This is a genomic window from Candidatus Edwardsbacteria bacterium RifOxyA12_full_54_48 (genome assembly GCA_001777915.1).
GTDB lineage: Bacteria > Edwardsbacteria > AC1 > AC1 > EtOH8 > UBA2226.
The window spans coordinates 219803-227614 of record MFFN01000004.1; the positions used below are offsets into that span (position 1 = coordinate 219803).

Annotated in this window: 5 protein-coding genes and 1 tRNA gene; 4 read left to right on the forward strand and 2 right to left on the reverse strand. The window is 57.5% G+C overall.

The annotated features are described in order from the left end of the window. Window positions 1–68: 68 nt before the first annotated feature. Entirely contained in the window at window positions 69–1664 is a 1596-nt protein-coding gene (locus A2273_02625) for a lactate permease (protein OGF07384.1), read from the reverse strand. A gap of 182 nt (window positions 1665–1846) precedes the next feature. Here A2273_02625 and A2273_02630 point away from each other — a divergent pair, with 182 nt between their 5' ends. The 3 genes from A2273_02630 to A2273_02640 all read left to right on the forward strand — a co-directional run bounded on the left by A2273_02630 (window position 1847) and on the right by A2273_02640 (window position 5653). Next, a complete protein-coding gene (locus A2273_02630; protein ID OGF07385.1) occupies window positions 1847–2413 on the forward strand; it encodes a nitroreductase in 567 nt (188 codons plus the stop codon). A gap of 568 nt (window positions 2414–2981) precedes the next feature. Next, window positions 2982–3845 (forward strand): hypothetical protein, encoded by an 864-nt coding sequence (locus A2273_02635; GenBank protein ID OGF07386.1) that lies wholly within the window; start codon window positions 2982–2984, stop codon window positions 3843–3845. Between the two features lie 116 nt (window positions 3846–3961). Further along, the gene (locus A2273_02640; GenBank protein ID OGF07387.1) at window positions 3962–5653 is read left to right on the forward strand and encodes a hypothetical protein; all 1692 of its coding nucleotides are present in this window, start codon (window positions 3962–3964) and stop codon (window positions 5651–5653) included. A gap of 602 nt (window positions 5654–6255) precedes the next feature. Here the strand turns inward: A2273_02640 and A2273_02645 are convergent. Next, the gene (locus A2273_02645; GenBank protein ID OGF07388.1) at window positions 6256–7386 is read right to left on the reverse strand and encodes a hypothetical protein; all 1131 of its coding nucleotides are present in this window, start codon (window positions 7384–7386) and stop codon (window positions 6256–6258) included. 155 nt (window positions 7387–7541) lie between these two features. Between A2273_02645 and A2273_02650 the strand changes: the two genes are divergently transcribed. Next, window positions 7542–7628: transfer RNA gene (locus A2273_02650), tRNA-Leu, on the forward strand. The last annotated feature ends 184 nt before the right edge of the window (window positions 7629–7812 follow it).

Sequence of the window (7812 nt, forward strand, 5' to 3'; positions counted from 1 at the left end):
AAAAGCCCTCCCGTTTTCGGGAGGGCTTTTGCTTGACCGGATATCATCAAATCCTGGGGCCTGCGATTCTACCCGTAGAACCTCAACAGCACCACCACGAACAAAGAAGTGACCGCGGTCAGGATCAGCGAAAAGACGAAGGCGATCTTGATGACCTTGGTCTCCTCCCCTATCCTGTCTATCGAGGCCGCCGCGTTCTGCAGCTTGGCCGGCGAAACCACGCTGGCCAGCCCGCCGCCGAAGGCCAGCCCGGCGGTGACAATGATCAGCCCATTTAGCGACAGGCCCAGGTTCTGGGCGGTGGTCATGGTGTACTTGGCGAACATGGCGATGGCCGAGGCCTCGCTGCCGGTCAGAAACCCGCCGAACAGGCCGATGAAGGACACCACCGCGCCGTAGGCCCCGCCGAATATCTGGGTGGAGTAGTCGGCCAGCACCCTGATCATGCTGGGCACGGCAAACTGCTTCAGGGCCATGTCATAGCCCGACATATTCATGATCTCGCCGATGGCGAAGAAGATGGCGGCGGCGAACACCGGCCGGGGCGCCCGCTTGAGCCATATCCTCATGGTGTCCTTCATCTGGACCTTGTTGGGTTTCAGGAACGGCAGGGCCAGAACTGTGCTGGCCAGTATCCAGGTGTAGGCCTGCCACAGGGCCCGGGTGTCCAGGGGCTTGCCGTCGGCAGCCAGCCCGTTGATCGGCAGCCGGAGGGTGCGGTACAGGAAATTGAAACTGTCCTTGGGGATGTTCAGGGCCAGGATCAGCCCGATCAGGATCAGCCAGGGCATGAAGGCCCTCCACAGGGGATAGGTCTTCTCGAAATCCAGCTCCTCGGAATTGAGCAGGCTGCGATCGATGATCTTGTTGCCGGAGGCCTTGAGGTACAGGGCCATGGCGGCGATCACCGCCAGCCCGCACAGCACCCCGGTCAGCACCACCAGATTCTCGAAGCGGTTGGTGAAGTAAGCCACCAGCCCGATCACTCCGCCGGTCAGCAGGCAGGGCAGCCAGCCCTGCCGCACCGCCTGCCACTTGCCCACGATCCAGAGCATGCAGAAGCCGATCATGGTGGAGACCAGCGGCAGGAACATGAAGAACACCTGCCCGGCCTGCCTCAGCCCGATCTCGTTGCCCTTGCCCAGAAAACTGTTGGCGATGTCCACGAACACCACGATGGGCGCCCCCAGCAGGGCGTAGGTGCACAGCGAGTCGTAGCCGATGGAGGGCAGGGCGATGGCCACGTATGATGAATAGCCCATGGCCAGCAAGATGGGCGGCAATATGGAGACCGGGGTGGCCCCCACCGCCACCATCAGCGTGCCGAATCCGATGTTGATCATCATGATCTGCACCGCCCGGTGCCCCCCGGCCAGGGTCTTGATGAAGATGATGATCCTTTTTAAGGCCCCGGTCTTCTCCATCAGGGCCATCTGCAGCAGCGAGGTGGCCACTATCAGCGAGACCGACAGGGAGCGCACTATGCCGGCCCCGGTGGAGCGCAGGATGACCTCGGCCGAGGTGTGAAAGAAGAAGAAGGCCGCCAGCGAGATGGCCAGCCAGCCGGCCAGGCCGCTCTGGTCGGCCGGACGTTTGAAGGCTATCAGCATCACCAGTATGACGACGATGGGCAGCAGTGTCAACAGCAGTTGCCAGATGGGCATTTTGTTCTCCTATTGTGTTTGACAGACTTAACAGTGGCTGGTGCCTGTATCTGTCCCGAAACAGATCATGGTGATTTTAAAACAATCCCACGGTACTGTCAACAAAAAATCTCTGGTCGTCTTGAAAAAGGCCCCTGCATGGAGTATATTTAATTAGGTAATGTTGGTGAAAGGAGTCGCACATGGATGTATCTACCGCCATCCAGGCCCGGCGGGCATACCGCTCGCTGGCGCCGGTGGAAATAAACCAGGAGATGATAAAGGAGCTGGCCAAGGCGGCTTCTTTGGCCGCCTCCTGTTTCAACAAACAACCCTGGCGTTTCGTTTTCGTTTATGAGAAGGAAGCGTTGAAAAAAATGCACGGGGCTTTATCCAAGGGGAATGAATGGGCCTACGATGCCTCGATGATCATCGCCGTGGCCGCCAAAAAGGAGGACGACTGTGTGATCAAGGACGGGCGGGAGTATTATCTTTTCGACACCGGCATGGCCGCGGCCCATCTGATCCTGCGGGCCACCGAGCTGGGGCTGGTGGCCCACCCCATCGCCGGGTTCGACCCGGAAAAGGTCCGGGCTATCTTGGGGATACCAGCCGACCTGACCGTGATCACCCTGATCAATGTGGGAAAACATTCGGAGAAGATAAGCCCCAGATTAAGTTCCGAACAGGCCAAGGGTGAGAAGGAGCGTCCTCCCCGGAAACCGCTGGGGGAATTCGCTTTTCATAATAGATATGGCCGGGGAGCATAGCTCTCAAGTCATGGATTATGCCTAAAACAAAGGACTAAAAATTGAACTCGGTTACTTTCTTGTGACCAAGAAAGTAACCAAAGAAGTCTTTACCGCCCAGTTGCGCGGTAGGTAAGGCGTTTGCTCCGGCATTCACTGAACCAGAACCTGTCATAGGCCAATAACACACTGAATGCTTTTTCGGAGCTGCAGTAATGCCGCTCCACTGATGGCGGGGAACCTGAAAGCAGATTAGGAGGGTTACCCTGATCCGCCAAAGGCGGATAGACGGGGTCCGGGGGATTTGACGGAAAAGGTGCAAGAATAAAATGTTGGCCATAAATAACTATTAAGTACTGATATGCCTATTTTAAAAATTTACGCCCGTTCCAAATCCCCCGGCGCTTCTTTGGTTCTTTCTTGGTCACAAGAAAGAACAGATATATTCATATACTGCTGGTAATTTCCTTCGAGATATTCACGGAGAGAAGCCGACCTGAAATTATGCAACGCGACGAGACAGGCAATTTTGCTCATCTTGACATATTTGCTGATTGACAAAACGGCCGCTATCCCTTATCATTACACTATGTTCAGCAAACTTACCACCAGAACCAAACGGCTCTATGTCCAGATAGCGGCCACCGTCCTCACCTTTTCGTATTTTCTGGCGCCGGTCCTGAAGTATATCCCCTGCCCGACCCTGACCTGCTATGCCTGTCCCCTGTCGGTGTTCGCCTGCCCCATCGGAACCCTGCAGCACTTCGTGATCCTCGGGGTGTTCCCTTTCTTCCTGCTGGGCATCCTTTTCCTGGTCGGGACCTTGGTGGGCCGCTGGGCCTGCGGGTACCTGTGCCCCTTCGGGCTGTTCCAGGACATTCTGGCCAGGATCCGGAAGCAGAAATTCGACCCGCCCTCCTGGCTGGGCTGGGGGCGCTATGTGTCGCTGTTCGGGGCGGCCGTCATCATCCCGGCGTTGACCCATGAGCCCTGGTTCTCCAAGCTCTGCCCGGTGGGGACCCTCGAGGCCGGGATCCCGATAGTGGTCACGGCCTTCATCAAGGTCAAATTACTGGGCAGGTTCGCCACCGAACTGTCGATGCTGGGCTGGCTGTTCTGGCTGAAGATCCTCCTTCTGGCCCTGACCGTCGGCGCCGCCATTTACATCAAAAGGCCGTTCTGCCGTTTCATCTGCCCGCTGGGGGGCATCTTCGGAATGTTCAGCCGGGTCTCCCTGCTGCAGATAAAAGTGGACCAATACGAGACCTCGGATAAGGCCGACTGCAAAAAGCTGTGCCCGGTGGACATTGACATCACCCGGGACCCGGCCTCGTCCGACTGCATCCGCTGCCTGCAATGCACCAAATGCCCCGGAGTAAAACTGGAAAAACCCATCAAAACCATTAACCGAACAAAGGCCTCCGTAAAAACAATTTTACCACGGAAACACTGAATTACCCAAACAAAAGCACCAGATTTACCATGCCTCATTCCGTGTTTTTCAGAATTTTCAAGTTTCAGTAGTTAGCTGCTCTGAGTTCTCAACCCATCAAATTAAAGAAAGAATCTATGCCCTTAAGAAAATTATTATCCCTGTTCAAAGGAAAGAAAAAAGAAACTGTCGCGCCAGAGAAGACCGATCATAAACCGGTCGCCCGGCATCAGGTCCCGGAGCGGAACCCCGCCCGCCATTCCGGCGGGCAAAACCAGCGGCCCCATCAACAGCCTCCCCGGACGGCGACCTATCGCAAGCCGGAGCAGCCCAAGCCGCATCATCAGCCCCGGGCCGAAACTCCCCGGACGGCGACCTATCGCAAACCGGAGCAACCCAAAACCCAATTTCAGCCCCGGACAGAGATCCACCGTCCCGCGGCAGTGGTTAGCCGGCCGCCCCAGGTTCATAAAAAACCGGCCGCGCCCACCGGCCCCCAGCTTAAGTTCGACCAGCTGGGACTGGCGCCGTTTCTGTTGAAGGCCATACACGAGGAGGGCTACTCCGATCCCACCCCCATCCAGCAGCAGACCATCCCGCTGGCCCTGTCCGGCAAGGATCTTCTGGGCTGCGCCCAGACCGGCACCGGCAAGACCGCCGCCTTCGCCCTGCCCATCCTGCAGAAGCTCTCCCGCCCGGAGGTGGTGGGACAGCAGTTCCGGGACATCAAGGCCCTGATCGTCACCCCCACCCGGGAGCTGGCGGCCCAGATCGGCCAGAGCTTCGCCGCCTACGGCCGCCACAGCGGCCTGCGCTATGCGGTGATCTACGGCGGGGTCTTTCAGGGACATCAGCAGAAGGCCATGAAAGGCGGGGTGGACATATTGGTGGCCACCCCCGGCAGGCTTTTGGACATGATGAACCAGCGGCTGATCCTGCTGCACAAGGTGGAGATTCTGGTGCTGGACGAGGCCGACCGGATGCTGGACATGGGCTTCATAAATGATATCCGCAAGATCGTGGCCAAGGTGCCCATCCGGAGGCAGACCCTGTTCTTCTCGGCCACTATGCCCCCGGAGATCCGCCATCTGGCCGGCAGCATTTTAGATAATCCGGTATCAGTATCAGTAACGCCCGACACCACCGCCGCCGAGACGGTGGAACAGTCGCTGTATTTTGTGGAGCGGAACGACAAGCCCGATCTGCTGAAGCACCTGCTGTCGGATGAACTTTTCACCCGGGCGCTGGTGTTCACCCGCACCAAGGTCCGGGCCGACCGGGTGGCCCGCAAGCTGACCTCCGACGGCATTCCGGCCTCGGCCATCCACGGGGACAAGTCCCAGGGGGCCCGGGAACGGGTGCTGGCCGGGTTCAAGGACGGCTCCATCCGGGTGCTGGTGGCCTCGGATATCGTCTCCCGGGGGATAGACATCGAGAACATCTCCCACGTGGTGAATTTTGACGTGCCCCAGCAGGCCGACTCCTACATCCACCGCATCGGGCGGACCGGCCGGGCCGGGGCGGTGGGGTCGGCCATCACCTTCTGCGACGCCGAGGAGCGCCAGGATGTGCGGGAGATAGAAAAGCTTTTGGACAAAAGCATTCCGGTGGTGGAGGATCACCCCTACCATTCCCGGATGCCGGTGCATGAGGCCATCAGCGAGCACCGCCGCCGCACCGGACGGAAGCCCCAGCAGGGGCGCTCCGGGCAGCGTCCGCCGCGGGCATCGCAATCCGGCCAGCGGCCCAGGCAGGGTCCGCCGACCGCCCCCAAGACCACCCACAGCAGCCACAAGCCGGGCAGCGGCCGGCCGGGCCGGAGAGGATAGAAATTATATACCATACAGCGATAGCCTGATTTATCCGCCGCAGCTTTAGCGCAGGTGGAAGGCTATCGCTGGTTATCATCAAAGGCCGACATTTCGGCCTTGTTGAATGCGCCAGCGATGTTATTCATAGCATCGCTGTGTTTACAAGAAGCCCCGCCAATCGGCGGGGCTTTAGTATTTGGGGCAGGACACCTATCGTCACCCGTTCAATCTGCCAGGCAAGTTTGTTTTCTCAGAGCTTGCACTGAGTTTTGCCACTATATTACTGACGAAGTGGTGACAAAAACCCTTTCCAGGGGGAATACGGGGCAAGCAAAAAATAATCTTTGCGTTCTAAGCGTCTTAGCAGTTCAAAGTACCTGGATTCCTGCTCCCCGCCTTCGCGAGGACAAGCTTCGCAGGAATGACAAAGAGATTGCTTCGTATATAAACAGAATAGTCTCCTCGCAATGACTATTCAACCAAGGGAATGTACTTTGTGTTCCCTTCGACAGGCTCAGCCAACGGGCTCAGGACATCCCTCTAGTTCTCCCCTTCTTAGGGGAGATACGGGCCAAGCAAGAAAAAGTCTTTGTGTCTTGGTGTCTTAGTGGCAAAAACCCCTACGGAGCGAAGTCCGCCAATATCGTATCCGACAGCAGCAGCCCTTCGATATTCAGTCGCACCCGGCCGCCCTCCTTCTCCAGGTAATAATTCTCCTCCAGCTTCCGCCACACCTTGGGCAAATATTTGGCCGGCGCCATCCCCCACTTCTTTTCAAACTCCCCGACGGCGATCCCATCGACCATCCTTAACCCCAGAAATATGGCTTCAAAGATCCGCTGATCGCGGGTAAGGGTCTCCTCCATCTCCACCGGGCTGTTTCCATTTTTCAGCGCAGCGATGTACTGGGCGGGATCCTTTTGGTTGGCCCAGCGTTTTCCGTCCAGATGGGAATGGGCCCCGGCCCCGAAACCCAGATAATCCCCGCCCATCCAGTAATTGAGGTTATGCCGTGACCGGAAATTTTTTCTGGCGAAGTTTGACACCTCGTAATGCTGATACCCGGCAGAGCCCATGGTCTCGATGGCCGCCAGGTACATCTCCTCCTCCAGCTCCTCGGATGCCGGAGTGAACCGGCCCTGCTCTTTCTGGCGGGTGAACTCGGTGTCCGGCTCGTAGGTCAGCGAATACAAAGAGATATGCTCCGGCCCTAGGTCTAAGGCCCTAGCCAGGTCAGTTTCCCAATTTTCCAAAGACTGGCCCGGCAAAGCGAAGATCAGGTCCAGGCTGATGTTCCCAAAGCCCGTCTGCCGGGCATCGCGGAAGGCCGCCAAGGCCTGCTCGGCGGTATGGCGGCGGCCCATCAGTTTTAAAAGATCGGGGTCGAAGGACTGCACTCCCAGGCTTAAGCGATCGAAGCCGGCCTCGCGCAGGTCGGATAGTTTGTAGATGTCCACCGTCCCGGGATTGGCCTCGATGGTCGTCTCGCAGTCATCGCCGATCGGGCCGATATTTTCCCTGACCGTCCCCAGAATATCCTTGAGCTGTCTGACTGAAAGCAGGCTGGGCGTTCCCCCGCCGAAGTAAATGGTTTTCAGAATATCGATCCCCGATTTCCGATTTCCGATTTCCTTTAAGATGGCCTGACAGTATCTCTCAGCCTCGACATCTGAAGCCAGCGGTCGGGAGTTGAACCCGCAGTACCCGCATTTGGCCAGGCAGAAGGGAATATGGATGTAAACGCTGTTCATATTTGGATATGATAGCACACCGAAATATCAAAGGCAACTTTCATTTTACTGCCCGGTGGCCGCAAAAGGATATTTTGCCGATATGCGACCCGGGCTTTAACGCAATTACTGATTGACAAAACCGGCTTCTTTTGCTATCCTTAGGCATCTCTTGGGCCGGTGTGGTGAAACTGGTAGACGCAGTGGACTCAAAATCCACCGGTAGCAATACCATGGGGGTTCGATTCCCTCCACCGGCACCAGTTTGGCTCCACCGGCTAGCGGTAGCCCGCCGCAGGCAGACACCATCTTGATCGTGCTGGGCTGTTGTTCATCGCATTAGGATACCATAGCGCCCACGGTGGAAAACACTGAACTTCTGGGGGTTCTGCGCCGGCAGTTTTAATGACAGTCCCGCGACGGCGCATCCGCCGCCGAATGATTCAA

Coding starts and splice junctions, on each gene's coding strand:
- A2273_02625 (OGF07384.1), bottom strand. CDS start 1,664: ATGCCCATCTGGCAACTGCTGTTGACACTGCTGCCCATCGTCGTCATA.
- A2273_02630 (OGF07385.1), top strand. CDS start 1,847: ATGGATGTATCTACCGCCATCCAGGCCCGGCGGGCATACCGCTCGCTG.
- A2273_02635 (OGF07386.1), top strand. CDS start 2,982: ATGTTCAGCAAACTTACCACCAGAACCAAACGGCTCTATGTCCAGATA.
- A2273_02640 (OGF07387.1), top strand. CDS start 3,962: ATGCCCTTAAGAAAATTATTATCCCTGTTCAAAGGAAAGAAAAAAGAA.
- A2273_02645 (OGF07388.1), bottom strand. CDS start 7,386: ATGAACAGCGTTTACATCCATATTCCCTTCTGCCTGGCCAAATGCGGG.